The organism is Dietzia sp. 179-F 9C3 NHS, from assembly GCF_045369825.1.
Lineage (GTDB): Bacteria > Actinomycetota > Actinomycetes > Mycobacteriales > Mycobacteriaceae > Dietzia.
On the sequence record NZ_JBIQES010000017.1, the window covers coordinates 1 to 17,935 of the forward strand.

At 71.8% G+C, this 17,935-nt stretch carries 18 protein-coding genes; 8 read left to right on the top strand and 10 right to left on the bottom strand.

The annotated features are described in order from the left end of the window. Nucleotides 1-149: 149 nt before the first annotated feature. Nucleotides 150-1,247 (bottom strand): redox-regulated ATPase YchF, encoded by a 1,098-nt coding sequence (gene ychF / locus ACH0BZ_RS14985; RefSeq protein WP_406899464.1) that lies wholly within the window; start codon nt 1,245-1,247, stop codon nt 150-152. Between the two features lie 69 nt (nt 1,248-1,316). On the opposite strand from ychF, the gene ACH0BZ_RS14990 reads away from it, so the two are divergent. Both ACH0BZ_RS14990 and ACH0BZ_RS14995 read left to right on the top strand, forming a co-directional pair. Next, a complete protein-coding gene (locus ACH0BZ_RS14990; RefSeq protein ID WP_406899465.1) occupies nt 1,317-2,816 on the top strand; it encodes an AI-2E family transporter in 1,500 nt (499 codons plus the stop codon). Between the two features lie 11 nt (nt 2,817-2,827). Continuing rightward, nucleotides 2,828-3,322, top strand: a complete 495-nt coding sequence (locus ACH0BZ_RS14995; protein WP_406899467.1) for a DUF6542 domain-containing protein — start codon at nt 2,828-2,830, stop codon at nt 3,320-3,322. Nucleotides 3,323-3,349: 27 nt separating this feature from the next. On the opposite strand, the gene ACH0BZ_RS15000 is transcribed toward ACH0BZ_RS14995, so the two are convergent. Next, the gene (locus tag ACH0BZ_RS15000) at nt 3,350-4,324 is read right to left on the bottom strand and encodes a 4-hydroxy-3-methylbut-2-enyl diphosphate reductase (protein ID WP_406899468.1); all 975 of its coding nucleotides are present in this window, start codon (nt 4,322-4,324) and stop codon (nt 3,350-3,352) included. Between the two features lie 67 nt (nt 4,325-4,391). Here ACH0BZ_RS15000 and ACH0BZ_RS15005 point away from each other — a divergent pair, with 67 nt between their 5' ends. Genes ACH0BZ_RS15005 through ACH0BZ_RS15015 form a run of 3 tightly spaced genes read left to right on the top strand, consistent with a single transcriptional unit; the run spans nt 4,392 to nt 6,342 of the window. After that, a complete protein-coding gene (locus ACH0BZ_RS15005) occupies nt 4,392-4,781 on the top strand; it encodes a hypothetical protein (protein ID WP_406899469.1) in 390 nt (129 codons plus the stop codon). Continuing rightward, complete coding sequence (gene xseA, locus ACH0BZ_RS15010) at nt 4,778-6,100, top strand: exodeoxyribonuclease VII large subunit (RefSeq protein WP_406899471.1); 1,323 nt, start codon at nt 4,778-4,780, stop codon at nt 6,098-6,100. The genes ACH0BZ_RS15005 and xseA overlap by 4 nt, the downstream gene beginning before the upstream one ends. Beyond that, the gene (locus ACH0BZ_RS15015; RefSeq protein ID WP_406899472.1) at nt 6,100-6,342 is read left to right on the top strand and encodes an exodeoxyribonuclease VII small subunit; all 243 of its coding nucleotides are present in this window, start codon (nt 6,100-6,102) and stop codon (nt 6,340-6,342) included. Before xseA ends, ACH0BZ_RS15015 begins: the two co-directional genes overlap by 1 nt. A 113-nt stretch (nt 6,343-6,455) precedes the next feature. Here the strand turns inward: ACH0BZ_RS15015 and ACH0BZ_RS15020 are convergent, their stop codons facing one another. Further along, nucleotides 6,456-7,019 (bottom strand): DUF4245 domain-containing protein, encoded by a 564-nt coding sequence (locus ACH0BZ_RS15020; protein ID WP_406899473.1) that lies wholly within the window; start codon nt 7,017-7,019, stop codon nt 6,456-6,458. Between the two features lie 145 nt (nt 7,020-7,164). On the opposite strand from ACH0BZ_RS15020, the gene glpX reads away from it, so the two are divergent. Both glpX and ACH0BZ_RS15030 read left to right on the top strand, forming a co-directional pair. Continuing rightward, on the top strand, nt 7,165-8,172 hold the full coding sequence (gene glpX / locus ACH0BZ_RS15025) for a class II fructose-bisphosphatase (RefSeq protein WP_406899474.1): 1,008 nt from the start codon (nt 7,165-7,167) through the stop codon (nt 8,170-8,172). Between the two features lie 81 nt (nt 8,173-8,253). After that, entirely contained in the window at nt 8,254-9,660 is a 1,407-nt protein-coding gene (locus tag ACH0BZ_RS15030; protein WP_406899475.1) for a class II fumarate hydratase, read from the top strand. Between the two features lie 131 nt (nt 9,661-9,791). On the opposite strand, the gene ACH0BZ_RS15035 is transcribed toward ACH0BZ_RS15030, so the two are convergent. The 4 genes from ACH0BZ_RS15035 to fabG form a co-directional block, all read right to left on the bottom strand. Further along, nucleotides 9,792-10,346 (bottom strand): LGFP repeat-containing protein, encoded by a 555-nt coding sequence (locus ACH0BZ_RS15035; protein ID WP_406899477.1) that lies wholly within the window; start codon nt 10,344-10,346, stop codon nt 9,792-9,794. Between the two features lie 106 nt (nt 10,347-10,452). Continuing rightward, the gene (locus ACH0BZ_RS15040) at nt 10,453-11,808 is read right to left on the bottom strand and encodes a PhoH family protein (RefSeq protein ID WP_406899478.1); all 1,356 of its coding nucleotides are present in this window, start codon (nt 11,806-11,808) and stop codon (nt 10,453-10,455) included. Between the two features lie 254 nt (nt 11,809-12,062). Further along, a complete protein-coding gene (locus ACH0BZ_RS15045; RefSeq protein ID WP_406899479.1) occupies nt 12,063-12,515 on the bottom strand; it encodes a MaoC family dehydratase in 453 nt (150 codons plus the stop codon). 84 nt (nt 12,516-12,599) lie between these two features. After that, a complete protein-coding gene (fabG, locus tag ACH0BZ_RS15050; RefSeq protein WP_406899516.1) occupies nt 12,600-13,340 on the bottom strand; it encodes a 3-oxoacyl-ACP reductase FabG in 741 nt (246 codons plus the stop codon). 277 nt (nt 13,341-13,617) lie between these two features. Here fabG and ACH0BZ_RS15055 point away from each other — a divergent pair, with 277 nt between their 5' ends. Continuing rightward, nucleotides 13,618-14,721, top strand: coding sequence for a zinc-binding dehydrogenase (locus ACH0BZ_RS15055; RefSeq protein WP_406899480.1), 1,104 nt, complete (start codon nt 13,618-13,620; stop codon nt 14,719-14,721). Nucleotides 14,722-14,787: 66 nt separating this feature from the next. On the opposite strand, the gene ACH0BZ_RS15060 is transcribed toward ACH0BZ_RS15055, so the two are convergent. Genes ACH0BZ_RS15060 through ACH0BZ_RS15070 form a run of 3 tightly spaced genes read right to left on the bottom strand, consistent with a single transcriptional unit; the run spans nt 14,788 to nt 17,918 of the window. After that, the gene (locus tag ACH0BZ_RS15060) at nt 14,788-15,930 is read right to left on the bottom strand and encodes a thiolase family protein (protein ID WP_406899481.1); all 1,143 of its coding nucleotides are present in this window, start codon (nt 15,928-15,930) and stop codon (nt 14,788-14,790) included. Between the two features lie 23 nt (nt 15,931-15,953). Further along, complete coding sequence (locus ACH0BZ_RS15065; protein ID WP_406899482.1) at nt 15,954-17,159, bottom strand: acyl-CoA dehydrogenase family protein; 1,206 nt, start codon at nt 17,157-17,159, stop codon at nt 15,954-15,956. Between the two features lie 21 nt (nt 17,160-17,180). Further along, a complete protein-coding gene (locus tag ACH0BZ_RS15070) occupies nt 17,181-17,918 on the bottom strand; it encodes an SDR family NAD(P)-dependent oxidoreductase (protein WP_406899518.1) in 738 nt (245 codons plus the stop codon). Nucleotides 17,919-17,935 lie beyond the last annotated feature (17 nt).

The window sequence follows — 17,935 nt, forward strand, 5'->3', positions numbered from 1 at the left end:
TTTGGCGCGGGGTGAGCGCCGCGTTAGCGTGGGACACGAGAACCTCCCTGGTTCAGAGCGGATGTGGTAGCAGCTCCGCTCTGCCGGGAGGTTCTCGTCACATCAGGGAAGCCAGATCAAACAACCTCCCTGGGCAGTACAACTAGCGCCTATTTCTTGCTCCCAGACGGAATTCCTGTCCGGAACTCCACCACGTCGCCGTCGACCATCACGTAGTCCTTGCCCTCCATGCGGACCTTGCCGGCGGCCTTGGCGGCGGCCATGGAGCCGGCCTCGTCGAGGTCGTCAAAGGAGACGATCTCGGCCTTGATGAAGCCCTTCTCGAAGTCGGTGTGGATGACGCCGGCGGCCTTGGGGGCGGTGTCGCCCTTGCGGATGGTCCAGGCGCGCGACTCCTTGGGGCCGGCGGTGAGGTAGGTCTGCAGGCCCAGGGTGTGGAAGCCGGCGCGGGCCAGCGCGGCCAGGCCCGGCTCGGTCTGGCCGATGGACTCCAGCAGCTCCATGGCGTCGTCCTCGTCGAGCTCCTGGAGCTCGGACTCCACCTTGGCGTCGAGGAACACCGCGTCGGCGGGCGCCACGGCGGCGCGCAGCTCGGCCTTGCGCTCGTCGCTGGTCAGCACGGACTCGTCGGCGTTGAAGACGTAGAGGAACGGCTTCGCCGTCATGAGGTGCAGGTCGCGCAGCAGGGCGCGGTCCACCTCGTCCTGTGCCTGGAACAGGGTCCGGCCGTCCTCGAGGATCGCCTGCGCCTTGCGGGCCTCCTCGAGCACGGGCCCGAGTTCCTTGTTCTTGCGGGATTCCTTCTCGAGCCGCGGGATGGCCTTCTCGACGCTCTCGAGGTCGGCCAGGATGAGTTCGGTGGCGATCACCTCGATGTCGGCCATCGGGTCCACCTTGCCGTCGACGTGGATCACGTCCGGATCGTCGAAGACCCGGACGACCTGGCAGATGGCGTCGGCCTCGCGGATGTTGGCGAGGAACTTGTTGCCCATGCCCTCGCCCTTGGAGGCGCCCTGAACAATCCCGGCGATGTCGACGAAGGACACCACGGCGGGCAGGATCCGCTCGGAGCCGAAGATCTCGGCGAGCCGCTCGAGCCGGGGATCCGGCAGGTCGACCACGCCGATGTTGGGCTCGATCGTGGCGAACGGGTAGTTGGCCGCGAGGGCGTCGTTGTTCGTCAGGGCGTTGAACAGGGTCGATTTGCCGACGTTGGGCAGACCGACGATTCCGAGGGTGAGGCTCACGATCGGCCAGTCTACGGTCCGTCTCCGGCCGGAGGCACACCCCCAGTACCTTCTGTCATCATGTGAGGCATGAGTGACGAGCTGCCGTCTCAACCGTCCCCGGACAACGGTGACGAGAACGTCGACCGGTCCGTTCTCATCGGTATCGGCGGTCGCTGGCTCACGGACTGGGCGCTGCGCCTGGCGATCGTGCTCGTTGCCGGCTGGCTGCTCGTCCGCATCGGTGGTGCGCTGTGGGTGGGGATCCTGCCGATCCTGCTCGCGCTCATCCTCGCCACCGTCCTGTGGCCGCCGACCGGGTGGATGACCCGCCACAAGGTTCCCAAGGCGCTCGCGGCCCTCATCTCGATCATCGGCGGACTCGGGATCATCGCCGGCATCCTCGCGCTCATCGCCCCCTCGATCGTCGAGCAGAGCGTGCAGCTCGCCGACCAGACCTCCGAGGCGATCCGCGAGGTGCAGGACTGGCTCCGCGGCCCGCCGCTCAACATCCGCGACGAGCAGCTCGACTCGGTGCTCAACCAGCTCAGCTCGACGCTGCAGGACCGCGGCGAACAGATCGCCAACGGCGTGTTCACCGGCGTCAGCGCGGTGGGGTCCATGGTCGTCACGCTGGTCCTGGTACTGGTCCTGACCTTCTTCTTTATCAAGGACGGCCCCGCGTTCCTGCCGTTCGTCCGCCGAATCGTGGGCCGCAACGCCGGCCGTCACCTCACCGAGGTGCTCACGCGCAGCTGGAACACCCTCGGCGGGTTCATCCGCACGCAGGCGATCGTCTCGTTCGTCGACGCCTTCTTCATCGGCCTCGCGCTGGTGCTCCTGGGTGTGCCGCTGGCCTGGGCGCTGGCCGTCATCACGTTCCTCGCCGGCTTCATCCCCATCGTCGGTGCGTTCACCGCGGGCGCCCTGGCGGTCCTCATCGCGCTCGTGGCCAACGGTCTCACCACCGCGATCATCGTGCTCGTCGTGATCATCCTGGTCCAGCAGCTCGAGGGGAACGTGCTCCAGCCGATCCTGCAGTCGCGGGCCATGAACCTACACCCGGTGGTCGTCCTGCTCGGCGTGGCCGCGGGCGGCACGCTCTTCGGGATCATCGGCGCGTTCCTCGCCGTCCCCGTCCTCGCGGTGGTCGCGGTGGTCCTGCGCTACATCGGCGAACAGATCGACCTGCGGACGGGCGACGTCACCGCCGCAGACCTCGCCGCGGCCACCGACGAGGGCCGCCTCACCGCGTGGCTCGGCGAGCTGTCCAGCTCCCGGTTCGCGCCGCTGCGCCGCGGCAGTACCGCCATCATGGCGGGAATGCTCGACGCCCGACCGGGTGCCGGGGGCGGTGGCAACCGCGACGCCCAGCGGCACGGCCCGGGCGAGGGCGAAGTCGGGTCCTCTGGCGGCGGGGCCGGTGCCCGGGCCGCCGGGGACGACGACGAGGGCGACACGTCCGGACGGGCCGGCCCCGACGACGCGACGTCCTCCACGTCCGACGACGATCCGCCCGCCCCGGGCTCCACCCGCACGGCGCCCCTACGCCGTCTCGGCCGATTCCTCGCGGGACGGGGCGGACGCTAGAGTCGTCTTCCGTGAACGCGCGTAAGAACGGCCGGATCCCGGCGGAGGACAGGTCCGTGCTCCCGTCGTGGCGGGGTCTGCCGGCGTGGACCGCGGTCCTCCTGGCTGTCGCCGTCGCGCTCACCGGCGTGGCGGTCGACGCCGGGTCCGGTGAGCTCGGCACCGCCTTCACGGTGGCCTTCTTCCTGGGCTGCGTCCTCGCGGTGCTCGCCGTGGCCCGCCGCTCGGTGTTCGTGGCGGGCGTCCAACCGCCGCTGGTCATGGCGGCCATCGTGCCGCTGGTCTACGTGCTCGCCGGCGTCGGGGGCACCACCGGGGTGTTCTCCCGGACCCAGCTCGTCTCGGTGATCCTGCCGCTGGTCACGAGGTTCCCGCTCATGTTCGCCACCACGCTGGTCGTGGTGGCGCTGGCGCTCGTGCGTGCCTTTGTCCTGGAACCCCGGACGGCCCCTGCCCAGCCGGCGCGCCAGTCCGCGCGCCGCGGCGGCGCACACGCCCGCCGCTGAGCCGGCTGAGCCGCTGAGACCGGGGCCTCAGGACTTCTGGCGCAGCTCCCGCGGGAGGGCGAACGTGATGGTCTCCTCCGCGGTCCGCACCGAGTCGACGTCGGTGAAGCCGTGCTCGGCGAGCAGATCCACCACTCCCCGGACGAGCACCTCCGGCACGGAGGCGCCCGAGGTCAGCCCCACCGTGGTGACGCCCTCCAGCCAGTCCGTGTCGATCTCCTTGGCGTAGTCCACGAGGTGGGCGGCGCCGGCCCCGGCCTGCAACGCCACCTCGACGAGGCGGACCGAGTTGGACGAGTTGCGCGAGCCCACCACGATCACGAGGTCGCACTGCGGCGCCATGGCCTTGACCGCGCCCTGCCGGTTCTGGGTGGCGTAGCAGATGTCGTCCGACGGCGGGTCCTGCAGGGTCGGGTACTTCTCGCGGAGCCGGCGGACCGTCTCCATGGTCTCGTCCACGCTCAGCGTGGTCTGGGAGAGCCAGATGAGCTTTTCCGTGTCCACCGGCACGTCGAGGGTGTCCACGGCATCCGGGCCGTCGACGAGGGTCACCACGTCGGGCGCCTCGCCGGCGGTGCCCTCGACCTCCTCGTGGCCGTCGTGGCCCACGAGCAGGATCTGGTAGCCCTCGCGGGCGAAGCGCTTGACCTCGGTGTGCACCTTGGTCACGAGCGGGCAGGTGGCGTCGAATGTGCGCAGTTCGAGCGACCTGGCGCTCTCGCGGACGGCGGGCGAGACTCCGTGGGCGGAGAACACCAGGTTGGCGCCGCGCGGGACCTCGTCGGTCTCGTCCACAAAGATCACGCCCTGGTCGGTGAACGTCTCCACGACGTGCTTGTTGTGGACGATCTCCTTACGGACGTACAGTGGCGCACCGTGCATCGCCAGGGCCTTCTCGACCGTCTCGACGGCGCGGTCGACGCCGGCGCAGTAGCCGCGGGGCTCGGCGAGCAGCACCCGCTTGGTCGTCGGTTCGGCGGTCATGTCGGTCTGAGCGGTCATGGCCCCAGGGTACGGTTCTAGGTGGAATTCGACCATCCGCCTCCCGGGCGCCGGTAGAGAGGTACCCATGTTCCGTCCCCTGCTCCTCACCCGCGCCACGATCGGTCTCGCCGCCACCGCGGTAGAGCAGACCGTGGCCCTGCCCGCCCGCGCGGTCGAGACGATCTCCGCGATCCCCGGGATCCCGGTGAAGCTCGCGGGCGGGCTCGTGCAGTCGTACCTGCACGCGGGGCAGACGCTCACCGACCTCGCGATCAAGGGCGACCGCGTGATCGGGTCCGTGTTCCCCGCCCGGGCCGACCAGCCGGAGTGGGCCACGTTCGACGAGGACGAGACCGAGGACGGCGAGGTGCTCGACGTGTCCTACCAGGTCTACGGGACGGCGCCGGGGGCCGGCGCGGACGACGCCGCGTCCGCCGACGTGCCGAGCGGCCGCGTGACCCGCCGCGCCCGGTGACGGCGGCGTCCCCCCGGACCCCCAGCAGTCCGGAGCAGCCGTGGCCCGTCCGCGTGGTCTCGGACCAGATCGCCGCGTGGATCCACCGCCTCGGCGCGGTCTGGGTCGAGGGCCAGATCACCCAGCTGAGCCTGCGCCCCGGGACGCGGACGGCGTTCCTCACGCTGCGCGACCCGTCGGTCGACAACTCGCTCACCCTCACGTGCCCGCCGCGGCTCGTCTCGGAGGCGCCGGTCCCCGTCACCGAGGGCAGCCGCGTGGTGGTCCGCGGCACGCCCCGCTTCTACACCGGGAGGGGCTCGTTCTCGCTCCAGGTCTCCGAGATCCGCCCGGTCGGCGTGGGCGAGCTGCTCGCGCGCATCGAGCGGCTCAAGCAGGCGCTCGCCGCCGAGGGCCTGTTCGACCCCCGCCTCAAGCGTCCGCTGCCGTTCCTGCCGACCTGCGTCGGCCTGGTCACCGGCCGGGCGAGCGCCGCCGAGCGCGACGTCGTGGAGGTGGCCCGCGGCCGGTGGCCGGACGTGCGGTTCGCGATCCGTAACACTGCCGTCCAGGGCGCCTCCGCCGTGCCACAGATCCTCGATGCGCTGGCCGAGCTCGACGCCGACCCGACTGTCGACGTCATCATCCTCGCCCGGGGCGGCGGCTCGGTGGAGGACCTGCTCCCGTTCTCCGACGAGGCGCTCGTGCGCGCCGTCTCCCGGTGCCGGACCCCGGTGGTGAGCGCGATCGGCCACGAGCCGGACTCCCCGCTCACCGACCACGTGGCCGACCTGCGCGCGGCCACCCCCACCGACGCCGCCAAGCGGGTCGTCCCCGACGTGGTCGAGGAGCGCAGGCGGATCGCCGAGGCCCGCGCGCGCACCGCCCGCGCCCTGCGCGGCTGGGTGGACCGGGAGCGTCACCAGCTCGACTCCCTCCGGTCGCGTCCGGTGCTGGCGGACCCGCACGGCCTCGTCACCGTCCGGGCCGAGGTCGTGGCCGAGGCCCTGCGCGCGGTCCGCCGCGACGTCACCCGGATCGTGCAGACCGAGTCCACGTCGCTCGGACACCTCGCGGCCCGCCTCACCACGCTCGGACCCGCCGCCACGCTCGCCCGCGGGTACGCCGTGGTGCAGTCGGTGGCCGGGGATCACGACGGCCGCGTCGTGTCCTCTATCGCCGACGCGCCGCCCGGGTCGCAGTTGCGCATCCGGGTCTCCGACGGCGCCCTGTCCGCCGCCGTCCTGGGTTCGTCCCCGGCCGCCGGCCGCGCCGGGCCCGACCACAACGCCCCCGCCCCCGCCACCGAGACCGACCCCGACGCCGAGGAGCAGACCTGATGTCCGACGAGCAGACCCCCGTCTCCGAACTGGGCTACGAGCAGGCCCGGGACGAACTCGTCGAGGTGGTGCGCCTGCTCGAGACCGGCGGCCAGGACCTCGACTCCTCCCTCGCCCTGTGGGAGCGCGGCGAGGAACTGGCCGCGCGCTGTACCGAGCACCTCGACGGCGCCCGCCGGCGCATCGACGCGGTGCTCGGCGAGGGCGGGGACGCCGGCGAGGGGTCCGCCGCACGCGCCTGAACCCTCCGCAGTCCTTCCCGGTTTGCCCAACCTCAGCACGGCATCCGCCGAGTAGACCTCACACTGGTGTTGTGCAATCCGGCCGCGCGGGCGGAACCGGCCGGCCCGACCGACTAGCGCTCGCGGGGCAGCGGCTCGGCGTCCTGGACCGCGGCGGCCAGCGCCTCGAGGTCCGAGGTGGCGGCGGAGCCGGTGACGGCGACGCGGGCGTCACCGAGATCAACAGCCCAGACGGGGCGGGCGTCGTCGCCGGTGAAGACGGTCCACTCGCGGCCCGCGACGGGGATCATCGACATCGAGGGGCGCGGCCCGCCGCCCACGCGCCGGAGGTCCTCCAGCGGGGCGTCGGTCTGGACGAGTTCCACGAAGCTGCGTTCGCCGGTCACCCAGCCGACGTGGCTCGACGAGGTGCCGGCGAAGCTCTCGACGCGGCCGGAGTTGGAGGTCCACCCGTCGGGCACCTCGGGTGAGCGGATCGCGAAGTCGAGGCTGCGCGCGTCCTGGCGCAGGGACGCCTCGGCGTCGAACTCCGGGATCGGGCCCGGCTGGGGGCCGGACGGACTGAACGTGCACAGGCCGGCGATGCCGGCGAAGGCGGCACAGATCGCCATGAGGATCACCAGCGACCAGACCATGTCGCGGTTTCCCTGCAGGATTCTCGGTTTCGGCTCGGCCACGGCGGTCAGTATCCCACCCGCGTGGGGCGCGTCCGGCGCGCGGGGCCCGGCACGGGCGCCGAGGTGGAACAATGGTCGGCGACACCGATCACCTCCCCGCGCGCGTCCCGGCGCCCGCGGGGCAACCCGAGGAGCCCGACGCGACATGTCCGATGCCCTGCGCCCCGACCGAAATCTCGCCATGGAGCTCGTCCGAGTCACGGAGGCGGCGGCGCTCGCGGCCGGCCGCTGGGTGGGCCGGGGCGACAAGAACGGCGGTGACGGCGCCGCGGTGGACGCGATGCGCGAGCTCATCGGCACCGTGGACATGGACGGCGTGGTGGTGATCGGCGAGGGCGAGAAGGACGAGGCGCCCATGCTCTACAACGGCGAGAAGGTGGGCACCGGCAACGGCCCCGCGGTGGACGTGGCCGTGGACCCGATCGACGGCACGCGCCTCATGGCCGAGGGCCGCCCCAACTCGATCGCCGTGATCGCCGTGGCCGAGCGGGGCGCCATGTTCGACCCGTCGGCAGTGTTCTACATGCGCAAGATCGCCGTCGGCCCCGACGCGGTGGGCAAGATCGACCTGAGCCGCTCCACCGAGTGGAACATCCGGTCCGTCGCCGAGGCCAAGGGCATGGACGTCGGCGACCTCACGGTGTGCGTGCTCGACCGCCCGCGGCACGAGGAGCTGATCGCCGAGATCCGCGCGGCCGGCGCCAAGGTCAGGCTGATCATGGACGGCGACGTGGCCGGCGGCGTCGCGGCCGCCTCCGACGACAGCTCGGTGGACATGCTCATGGGCATCGGCGGCACCCCGGAGGGGATCATCACCGCCTGCGCCATGAAGTGCATGGGCGGCGAGATCCAGGGCCAGCTGTGGCCGCAGGACGACGCCGAGCGGCAGAAGGCCGTGGACGCCGGGCTCGACGTGGAGGCCGTTCTCGGCACCAACGACCTGGTCCGGGGCGACAACTGCTTCTTCGCCGCCACCGGCATCACCAACGGCGACATGGTCCGCGGCGTGAGCTACCGGGCCAACGGCGCCGTGACCCGCTCGCTGGTTATGCGCTCCAAGTCGGGCACGGTCCGCCACGTCGAGGGCCGCCACCGCATGGCCAAGCTACGTGAGTTCTCCTCCGTCAACTACGGGCAGGCTAGCGCTGGCTGAGCCCGCCCCGCGCGCCTGTCGGGCCCGCCGCACTCCGCAGCACGACTGCGCGGGGCGGCGGGCCCGCCTACTCTGGGCCACATGGCTGACGACACCGGTGAATTCCGCATCGAACACGACACGATGGGCGAGGTCCGCGTCCCCGCCGACGCCCTCTGGCGGGCGCAGACGCAGCGGGCCGTCGAGAACTTCCCCGTCTCCGGGCGGGGCCTGGAGCGCGCGCAGATCCGGGCGCTGGGCCTGCTCAAGGCGGCGTGCGCGACCGTCAACGCGCGGCTCGGGCTCCTCGACGAGGAGAAGGCGCGGGCGATCACCGCGGCCGCCGAGCGCATCGCCGAGGGCGAGGTGGACGACCACTTCCCCGTCGACGTGTTCCAGACCGGCTCGGGCACCAGCTCCAACATGAACACCAACGAGGTGATCGCCTCGCTCTGCGCCGCCGAGGGCGTCACCGTCCACCCCAACGACGACGTCAACATGTCGCAGTCCTCCAACGACACCTTCCCCACGGCCACGCACGTCGCCGCCACCGAGGTGGTCGTGTCGGACCTCGTGCCCGCGCTCAAGGTGCTGCATGCGTCGCTGGAGGCCAAGGCCACCGAGTGGCGGGACGTCGTGAAGTCCGGCCGCACTCACCTCATGGACGCCGTGCCCGTGACGCTCGGGCAGGAGTTCGGCGGCTACGCACGTCAGGTCGCGGCCGGCATCGACCGCGTGTGCGCCACCCTGCCGCGGGTGGGTGAGCTGCCCATCGGCGGAACCGCCGCGGGTACCGGCCTCAACGCGCCCGACGGCTTCGGCTCGGCCGTGGTGGAGGAGTTGCGCTCGCTCACCGGGCTGGAGGAACTGCGCCCGGCGGTGGACCCGTTCGAGGCGCAGGCCGCGCGTGACGCGCTGGTCGAGCTCTCCGGGGCGCTGCGGACCATCGCGGTCTCGCTCACCAAGATCGCCAACGACATCCGGTGGATGGGCTCGGGCCCGACCACCGGGCTCGGCGAGTTGCACCTGCCGGACCTGCAGCCCGGGTCGTCGATCATGCCCGGCAAGGTCAACCCGGTGCTCGCCGAGACGGTGACGCAGGTCGCCGCTCAGGTCGTGGGCAACGACGCCGCGATCGCCTGGGCCGGCGCCGGCGGGGCGTTCGAGCTCAACACCTACATCCCGGTCATGGCCCGCAACGTCCTGGAGTCGGTGCGCCTGCTGTCCACCTCGTCGCGGCTGTTCGCCGAGCGCTGCGTGGACGGGCTCGAAGCGCAGGTGGACCAGGTCCGCCAGTACGCGGAGTCCTCGCCGTCGATCGTCACCCCGCTCAACTCCGCCATCGGCTACGAGGAGGCGGCGCGCGTGGCCAAGCACGCGCTCGCGGAGGGCATGACGATCCGCGAGGCCGTCGTCGACCTCGGGTTCGTCCCCGACACGATCGACGAGGCAGAGCTGGACCGGCGGCTCGACGTGCTCGGCATGGCGGGGCTGGACAGGGAGCGGTGACGACGAGGCCGGCGATCGACCCTCCGGTGGCCGACGCGGGCGATCCGCCCGCCGAGCGCGACCGGTGGCGGCCCGTCTGGAAGGCCCTGCTCGCCGAGCTCTGAGCCTGCGGCCGGGCGGGGCGCGGCCGGTCAGTTGCGGCGGTCGATCACCTGGACGGCGCGGTTCTCGATGAGGATGCGACCGTTCTCGAAGTCCGAGAAGACCGCCTCGTCGTCGGTGGACTCGTCGATCACCGGCCAGCCGAGCCGGCCCTCCGCGCCGCCGTTGTCCAGGTAGGTCTCGAGTATCCGCCCCCGGACGATGCGCGCGCCGGTGCGCGGCGACCAGTACACCCGGCCGCCGTCGAACTCCTGCCGGCGCCCGTCCCCGAGTTCCTCGGCGGCCCCGGCAGGCGAGCCCAGCGCATTGGGCCCACCCTTGGCGGCGTCGTAGGCACGGTAGATCGCCATCGTGGAGAGGTACTCCTGGTCCCCCACCCGGATGACGAGCGGATCGGCCGCGTCGTCGGCCGTCTCCTCCTTCGGCTCGGCGATCGGCGGCGCCCCGGCGGGCTGCCCGGTCCGACTCTCGGTGGGCTGGCCGGCCTCCACCACGGCGCCGCCCGGGACCTGCTCCCCGCACCCGGTGAGGACGAGGACCGTAGCGGCGGCGAGGGCAGCGATCGGGTGCGGTCGGCGGGGCATGAGATCTCCGTGGGGGCGCGATCGGGCGGGCCGGGTCCGGCCCGGCGCCGATTATCACACGGCGTTCTCAGTCGGGAGGCGCGCTCGACCGTTGCGCCGCCGCGACTCAGGCCGCGTGGATGCGGCGCAGCGCCCCGGTCTGGGCCGCCGGGTGGAACTCCTCGAGCATGTCGGTGACGAGCTCGGCGATCGCCGAGCGCTCGGAGCGGTTGAGCGTGACGTGGGCGAAGAGCGGGTGCCCCTTGAGCTTCTCCACTACCGCCTGGATCCCGTCGTGGCGGCCCACCCGGAGGTTGTCGCGCTGCGCCACGTCGTGGGTGAGCACCACCCGCGACCCGGTACCCAGGCGCGAGAGCACCGTGAGCAGGACGTTGCGCTCGAGCGACTGGGCCTCGTCGACGATCACGAAGGAGTCGTGGAGGCTGCGGCCGCGGATGTGGGTGAGCGGCAGGACCTCGAGGATGTCGCGGTCCATGACCTCGTCGATCACGTTCTCGCTGACCAGACCCTCGAGGGTGTCGAACACGGCCTGCGACCACGGCGACATCTTCTCGGCCTCGCTGCCCGGCAGGTAGCCGAGCTCCTGGCCGCCCACGGCGTAGAGCGGACGGAACACGACGATCTTGCGGTGGCGGCGCTTCTCGAGCACCGACTCCAGCCCCGCACACAGGGCGAGCGCCGACTTGCCGGTGCCGGCGCGGCCACCGAGGGAGACGATGCCGATCGACTCGTCGAGCAGGCAGTCGATCGCGATGCGCTGCTCCGCCGAGCGGCCCCGCAGGCCGAACACCTCGACGTCGCCGCGGACCAGTTTGAGGCCGCCGCCGTCGGTGACCCGCGCCAGGGCGGAGGAGGACTCGGTCTGCACCCGGACGCCGCAGTGCACGGGGGCGTCGGCCGCGAGCCCGGCGGCGCGGGCGGCCAGGGGGCTCACCCCGCCGTCCGAGAACAGGCCGTCGACGAGGTCCTGGGTGGCGGGCAGGTCGGTGACGCCGCTGTAGCCGGTGAGCACCACGTCCTGGGCGTGGTACTCGTCGGCGGGCAGGCCCACCGAGCCGGCCTTGACCCGCAGCGGGATGTCCTTGGACACGAGCACCGTGTCCGCCCCCTCCGCACGCAGGTTGAGGGCGCAGGCGAGGATGCGGGAGTCGTTGCCGGTGTCCCGGAACCCGCTCGGCAGCACCGACTGGTCGGTGTGGTTGAGCTCGACTCGCACGGTGCCGCCCTCATCGGTGATGGGCAGGTCGCCGTCGAGCCGACCGTGGCGCAGGCGGAGGTCCTCGAGCAGCCGGAGTGCCTCCCGCGCGTAGTAGCCGAGCTCGGGGTGGTGGCGCTTGGCCTCGAGCTCGCCGATCACCGCGATGGGCAGGACCACATGATGTTCGGCGAACCGGGTGACGGCCCACGGATCCGAGAGCAGAACCGAGGTGTCGAGGACATAGGTGCGAGCGGTGTCGGTCACGGCGGACTCCTCGCCCGCGGCACCCGCGGGCGTGCTGGGGGTGGACCGGTCGGCTCAGGTCACCTCGAGGTGACGGGGCCGGGTGCCGGCCCCCTTCCGATCGCGTCGAACGATCATCCGCTGGACCTCCCGACGGCCGGCTTCCCCACCGACCGTTGAGGCAGACGGTACGCCCCGGAGGTGAGAATCACATGACTGTGAGTTAACGCGTCGTGAATTCGTCGGGTGGCGGGCGCCCGGGGGACGTGATCTCCTCACTCGACCATCATCCGCACGGTCTCGGCCACGACCGCGGGGCGCTCGCCCCCCTCGACCTCCACCGTGACCGTGCTGGCGAGACGGGCCCCCGAGGGCGTGCGCTCGAGCGAGGTGAGCTGGACCCCGGCACGGATCCGCGAGCCGACGGGAACCGGGGCCGGGAAGCGCACCCTGTCAGATCCGTAATTGATCATCATGCGGAAGCCGCGGATCTCCATGACCTGGTTGCCGAGCACCGGGATCAGCGAGAGCGTGAGGTAGCCGTGCGCGATCGTGGCCCCGTACGGGCCCTGTGCGGCGCGCTCGGGGTCCACGTGGATCCACTGGTGGTCGCCCGTGGCGTCGGCGAAGGCGTCGATCCGCTCCTGCGTGATCTCCATCCAGTCGCTGTAGCCCACGTGTTCGCCGATCGCGGCCTCGATCTGATCGACTCCCTCAAACACCCTCATGACAACCCTCCTCGCTGCACCAGCTGCGACGCGATGACGTTGACCTCGACCACTGACCGGCCCCGACGCCCCGGCGACGCCGCGCTAGATGTGCCGGCCGCCGGTGATCTCGAGAACCGTGCCGGTCATGTAGCTCGACATGTCGCTGGCGAGGAACAGCACGACCTGGGCCACCTCGGCCGGCTCGGCCGCGCGACCCATGGGGATCTCGGCCAGCTTCTCGTCCCACACCTTCTGCGGCATCGCGAGCGTCATGGCGGTCCGGATGAGCCCCGGCTGGATGGCGTTGACGCGGACGCCCTTGAAGGCGACCTCCTTGGCGGCGGCCTTGGTCAGCCCCACGATGCCGGCCTTGGCGGCGGAGTAGTTGGTCTGCCCCACAAGGCCCACCTTGCCGGAGATGGAGGAGACGTTGACGATCGCACCACCGCCGTGCTCGCGCATGCGTCCGGCCGCCGCGCGGGTGCCGTTCCACGTGCCCTTGAGGTGGATCGCGATGATCTCGTCGAACTGCTCCTCGGTCATCCTGCGCATCGTCGCGTCGCGGGTGACGCCGGCGTTGTTGACGAACACCCCGAGGGGCCCGAACGCCTCCTCGGCGGCATCGATCATCGCCTCGACGGCCGCACCGTCCCGCACGTCGCAACGGATGTAGCAGGCGTGGTCCGCGCCGCCGAGTTCGGCCGCGGCCGCGGCCCCGGCCTCGTCGTCGATGTCGCCGATCATCACCCGCGCCCCGTTGGCGATGAACGTGCGGGCGATCTCCAGCCCGATGCCGCGCGCGGCCCCGGTGACGACCGCGGTCCTCCCCTCGAGCAGTCCCATGGTCACGCGTCCTCTCCTCGTGTGCGGCGGTCCGGACCCCGCGCCGACTCGGCGAGGCTCGCCAGGTGCCGGGCCGCCTGGGGCGCGGCGACGCGACCGGTCGGGTTTCCCGCCATTATCCGCATCGCCCCCGCGCCGCGCGCGCGGAATCGCTCGGGGGCGCGCTCCTCACCGCCGACGCCCGCCTCGCCCGGGCCCTCGGCATCCGCTGCGCGGTCACGGTCCTCCCCCTACGCTGAGCCTCATCGGGAGAGGTTGACCGACGGAAGGTGCTCGGATGAAGGCCGCGGTGTGCGTGGAGACCAACTCGCCCCTGGTGATCGAGGACATCCCGATCCCCGAACCCCGTGACGGCGAGGTGCTCGTCCACAACACGGCGTGCGGCGTCTGCCACACCGACCTGCACGTGATGAAGGCCGAGGTCGCCTTCCCCCTGCCCGGCGTGCTCGGCCACGAGATCTCCGGTGTGGTGGCCGAGGTCGGGCGGGGAGTGACCCACGTCCGGCCGGGTGACCGGGTGGTGGGCTCGTTCATCATGCCGTGCGGGGCGTGCGAGAACTGCGCGCGCGGCATGGAGGACATCTGCTCGACGTTCTTCGAGTTCAACCGCCTGCGCGGGACACTGTACGACGGCGAGACCCGCCTGCGCCGCGCGTCCGGCGAGCCGCTGTCCATGTACTCGATGGGCGGCCTGGCCGAGTACAGCGTCACCCCCGCCACGAGCGTCTTCGCCGTCCCCGACTCCCTCGACCTGGAGACCTCGGCGATCCTCGGCTGCTCCCTGTTCACCGCCTACGGCGCCGTGGCCAACGTGGGCGAGGTCCGGGCCGGCGAGTCCGTCGCGGTGATCGCCGTGGGCGGCGTCGGGCAGAACATCGTCCAGCTCGCCGCACTGAGCGGCGCCGAGTCCGTGATCGCGATCGACGTGGGCGCCGACAAACTCGAGCTGGCACGCCGCATGGGGGCCACGCACACGGTCAACTCGCGCGAGGACGACGTGGCCGGGGCGGTCGCCGAGATCACCGGCGGCCGCGGGGTCGACGTGGCCTTCGAGGCCCTCGGCTCGGCCGCCACCACCCGCCAGGCCGTGGAGATCACCCGGGAGGGCGGCCGCGCCGTGGTCGTGGGCATCCCGCCCGCCGGCACCACCCTCGACGTGGACCTGGCCCGCATCGTGCGGCGCAAGATCCAGATCAAGGGCTCGTACGGTGCCCGCGCCCGACACGACGTGCCCGCCCTGCTGCGCCTGCTCGCCGCCGGGAAGCTCGACCTCGGCGGCGTGATCTCCCGGCGGGTGTCGCTCGACGAGGCGCCCGCGACCTACGAGTCGCTCGACCGGGGAGAGATCCTCGGCCGCGCCGTGGTGCTCACCGGAGGGTGACGACGACGAGGCCGCGCGGTCCCGACGGGGAACGCGCGGCCTCGCGGGCGTCGGAGACTCTTCGGGTCAGAGCAGCTCGACGATGGTGGCGTTGGCCTGGCCCCCGCCCTCGCACATCGTCTGCAGCCCGTAACGGATCCCGCCCGCCTTCATGTGCGCGATCATGTCCGACATGATGCGCGCGCCCGAGCCGCCGAGCGGGTGTCCGAGCGCGATCGCGCCGCCGTTGGGGTTGAGCTTGGCCGGGTCGGCGCCGGTCTCGGCGAGCCAGGCCATGGGCACGGAGGCGAAGGCCTCGTTGACCTCGAACACGCCGATGTCGTCGATCGACAGGCCCGACTTCTCGAGCGCCCTGGCCGTGGCCGGGATCGGCGCGGTGAGCATGATCACCGGGTCGTCGCCGGCGAGCGTCGCGGTGTGCACGCGGGCGATCGGGGTGCAGCCGTGCTCGGCGGCCGCCTCCTCGCTCATGACGAGGATCGCCGCCGAGCCGTCCGAGATCTGGGAGGCGTTGCCGGCGGAGATCACGCCGTCCTCCTTGAACGGGGTCTTGAGCCCGGCCAGCGCCTCCACGGTGCTGCCGCGGCGGATGCCCTGGTCGGTGTCCATGACGCCGTCGGGGGTCTGCACCGGCACGATGTGTCCGGCGAAGAAGCCGGAGTCCTGCGCGGCGGCGGCCTTCTCGTGGGAGGACACCGCGAACTCGTCGAGCTGCGTGCGGGTGAAGCCCCAGCGCTCGGCGATCATCTCGGCGCCGATGCCCTGGTTGGGCATGACGCCGTCGTAGCGGCCGAGAAAGGACTCGCCGTACGGGATGCCCTCGCCGGTGAGCGAGCTGCCCATCGGCTGGCGGGTCATGGACTCCACGCCCCCGGCCACCACCACGTCGTGGTGCCCGGCCTCGACCACGGCGACGGCGAAGCTCAACGCCTGCTGCGAGGAGCCGCACTGCCGGTCGATCGTCACGCCGGTCACCGTCTCCGGGAAGCCGGCCGACAGGGCGGCGGTGCGCGCGATGTCGCCGGTCTGCTCGCCGGCCTGGGTCACGCAGCCCCAGATGACGTCCTCCACGGCGGACGGGTCCACTCCCGCCCGCTCGACCAGGGCCTTGAGCACCTGCCCGGACAGGTCAGCCGGGTGCACCCCGGCCAGTCCGCCCTTACGCTTGCCCACCGCGCTGCGCACGGCCTCCACGATCACTGCACCCATGGTGTTGGTGTTCCTTTCGATTCTCAGCCTATGTACGGCGGGGTCTTCTTGAGCTCGCCGCGGGCGATGGTCCGGCGGTGGACGGCGTCGGGGCCGTCGACGATCCGCAGCGCCCGCGCCCAGGCGTAGAAGTACGCGAGCGGGGTGTCGTCGGAGACGCCGGCGCCGCCGAAGACCTCGATGGCCCGGTCGATCACCGTGCACGCCACCTGCGGGGCGATCACCTTGATGGCGGAGATCTCGAAGCGGGCCTCCTTGGCACCCTTCTGGTCGATCATCCACGCGCAGTGCTGCACCTGCAGGCGGGCCTGGTCGATCTCGATCCGCGAGTTGGCGATGTGCTCCTGCACCACGCCCTGCTCGGACAGGTAGCCGCCGAAGGCGTGGCGCGACTTCGCACGATCGATCATGAGCGCGAGCGCACGCTCGGCCATGCCGATGGCGCGCATCGCGTGGTGGATACGGCCCGGCCCCAGGCGGGCCTGCGCGATCGCGAACCCGGCCCCCTCCTCGCCGAGGAGGTTCTCCACCGGGACGCGGACGTCGCGGAAGACGAGCTCGCAGTGCCCGTGCTGGTCCTGGTAGCCGAACAGGGGCAGGTTGCGCTCGATGGTCAGACCAGGGGTGTCCCGCGGGACGAGGACCATCGACTGCTGGCGGTGGGTCTCGGCGGACTCGTCGGTCTTGCCCATGACGATGAAGATCTCGCAGCGCGTGTCGGCGACCCCGGTGATCCACCACTTGCGGCCGTTGATCACGTACTCGTCGCCCTCGCGGCGGATCACGGTCTGGATGTTGGTCGCGTCCGAGGAGGCGACGTCGGGCTCCGTCATGGCGTACGCCGAGCGGATGGAGCCCTCCTTGAGCGGCTCGAGCCAGCGCTTCTTCTGCTCGTCGGTGCCGAAGAGGTGGAAGGTCTCCATGTTCCCGGTGTCCGGGGCCTGCGAGTTGATCGCCTCCGGCGCGATGACCGGCGACCAGCCGGAGATCTCGGAGACGGCGGCGAACTCGAGGTTGGAGATGCCCGACCACTCGGGCAGGAAGAGGTTCCACAGTCCGCGGCGGCGGGCCTCGGCCTTGAGGTCCTCCATCACGGGCGGGTGCTCGTTCTCGCCGTGCTCACGCAGGTACTCGGCCCACACGGGCTCGGCCGGGAAGACGTGCCCCCGCATGAAGTCCCACATGTTCTCCTGCAGCTCGATGCTGCGCTGGCTGTGTGCGAAATCCATGGTCAATACTCCTGTAGTGGGCTAGTGAAGGGTCATGCCGCCGTCGACCGTGAGGGTCGCGCCGGTGACGAAGGACGAGGCGTCGGAAGCCAGGAAGAGCAGGGCGGCGTCGAGCTCGGGCTGCAGCCCCAGCCGGCCGAGGATCGTCTTCTCGAGGATGCTCGCGAGCATCTGCTCGGGGATCTCGTCGGTCATCTCGGAGGCGAAGTAGGCCGGCGCGAGCGCGTTGACGCGGATCCCGCGCCGCCCACCCCACTGGTGGGCGAGATCCCGGGTGAGCCCCAGGACGGCGGCCTTGGTGGACGAGTAGGCGGCCTGCGGTGCGAAGCCGGCGGTGAGACCCAGGACGCTGGCCACGTTGACGATGCTCGAGCCGGGCTCCATGACGGCCGCGCACTCCTTGGCCGCCCAGTACGCGCCGTTCAGGTTGACATCCACCACGGACCGGAACTGCTCGGGCGTCTCCTTGAGCGCCGGCACGGCCGTACCGAGGCCCGCGTTGTTGACCAGCACGTCGATGCGGCCGTGCTCGTCCATCACGGTGCGGACCATCGCGGCGCACTGGTCGGGATCGGCGACGTCGCAGCCCACCGTGGTGGCGGTGCCGCCGGCGGCGCGGATCTCCTCCGCCAGCGCCTCGAGCCGGTCGCGGCGCCGGGCCGCGAGAGCCACGGTGGCCCCGGCCGAGGCGAGAGCGCGGGCAAAGCCGGCGCCCAGCCCGGACGAGGCGCCGGTGACGACGACGACGCGGCCGTCCATCCGGAAGCGGTCGAGGA

What these genes read in the sequence shown, in the direction of transcription:
- ACH0BZ_RS14990 (WP_406899465.1), top strand. Translation starts at nt 1,317, where the DNA reads ATGAGTGACGAGCTGCCGTCTCAACCGTCCCCGGACAACGGTGACGAG.
- ACH0BZ_RS15000 (WP_406899468.1), bottom strand. Translation starts at nt 4,324, where the DNA reads ATGACCGCTCAGACCGACATGACCGCCGAACCGACGACCAAGCGGGTG.
- ACH0BZ_RS15005 (WP_406899469.1), top strand. Translation starts at nt 4,392, where the DNA reads ATGTTCCGTCCCCTGCTCCTCACCCGCGCCACGATCGGTCTCGCCGCC.
- ACH0BZ_RS15015 (WP_406899472.1), top strand. Translation starts at nt 6,100, where the DNA reads ATGTCCGACGAGCAGACCCCCGTCTCCGAACTGGGCTACGAGCAGGCC.
- glpX (WP_406899474.1), top strand. Translation starts at nt 7,165, where the DNA reads ATGTCCGATGCCCTGCGCCCCGACCGAAATCTCGCCATGGAGCTCGTC.
- ACH0BZ_RS15030 (WP_406899475.1), top strand. Translation starts at nt 8,254, where the DNA reads ATGGCTGACGACACCGGTGAATTCCGCATCGAACACGACACGATGGGC.
- ACH0BZ_RS15035 (WP_406899477.1), bottom strand. Translation starts at nt 10,346, where the DNA reads ATGCCCCGCCGACCGCACCCGATCGCTGCCCTCGCCGCCGCTACGGTC.
- ACH0BZ_RS15045 (WP_406899479.1), bottom strand. Translation starts at nt 12,515, where the DNA reads ATGAGGGTGTTTGAGGGAGTCGATCAGATCGAGGCCGCGATCGGCGAA.
- fabG (WP_406899516.1), bottom strand. Translation starts at nt 13,340, where the DNA reads ATGGGACTGCTCGAGGGGAGGACCGCGGTCGTCACCGGGGCCGCGCGC.
- ACH0BZ_RS15055 (WP_406899480.1), top strand. Translation starts at nt 13,618, where the DNA reads ATGAAGGCCGCGGTGTGCGTGGAGACCAACTCGCCCCTGGTGATCGAG.
- ACH0BZ_RS15060 (WP_406899481.1), bottom strand. Translation starts at nt 15,930, where the DNA reads ATGGGTGCAGTGATCGTGGAGGCCGTGCGCAGCGCGGTGGGCAAGCGT.
- ACH0BZ_RS15065 (WP_406899482.1), bottom strand. Translation starts at nt 17,159, where the DNA reads ATGGATTTCGCACACAGCCAGCGCAGCATCGAGCTGCAGGAGAACATG.
- ACH0BZ_RS15070 (WP_406899518.1), bottom strand. Translation starts at nt 17,918, where the DNA reads ATGGACGGCCGCGTCGTCGTCGTCACCGGCGCCTCGTCCGGGCTGGGC.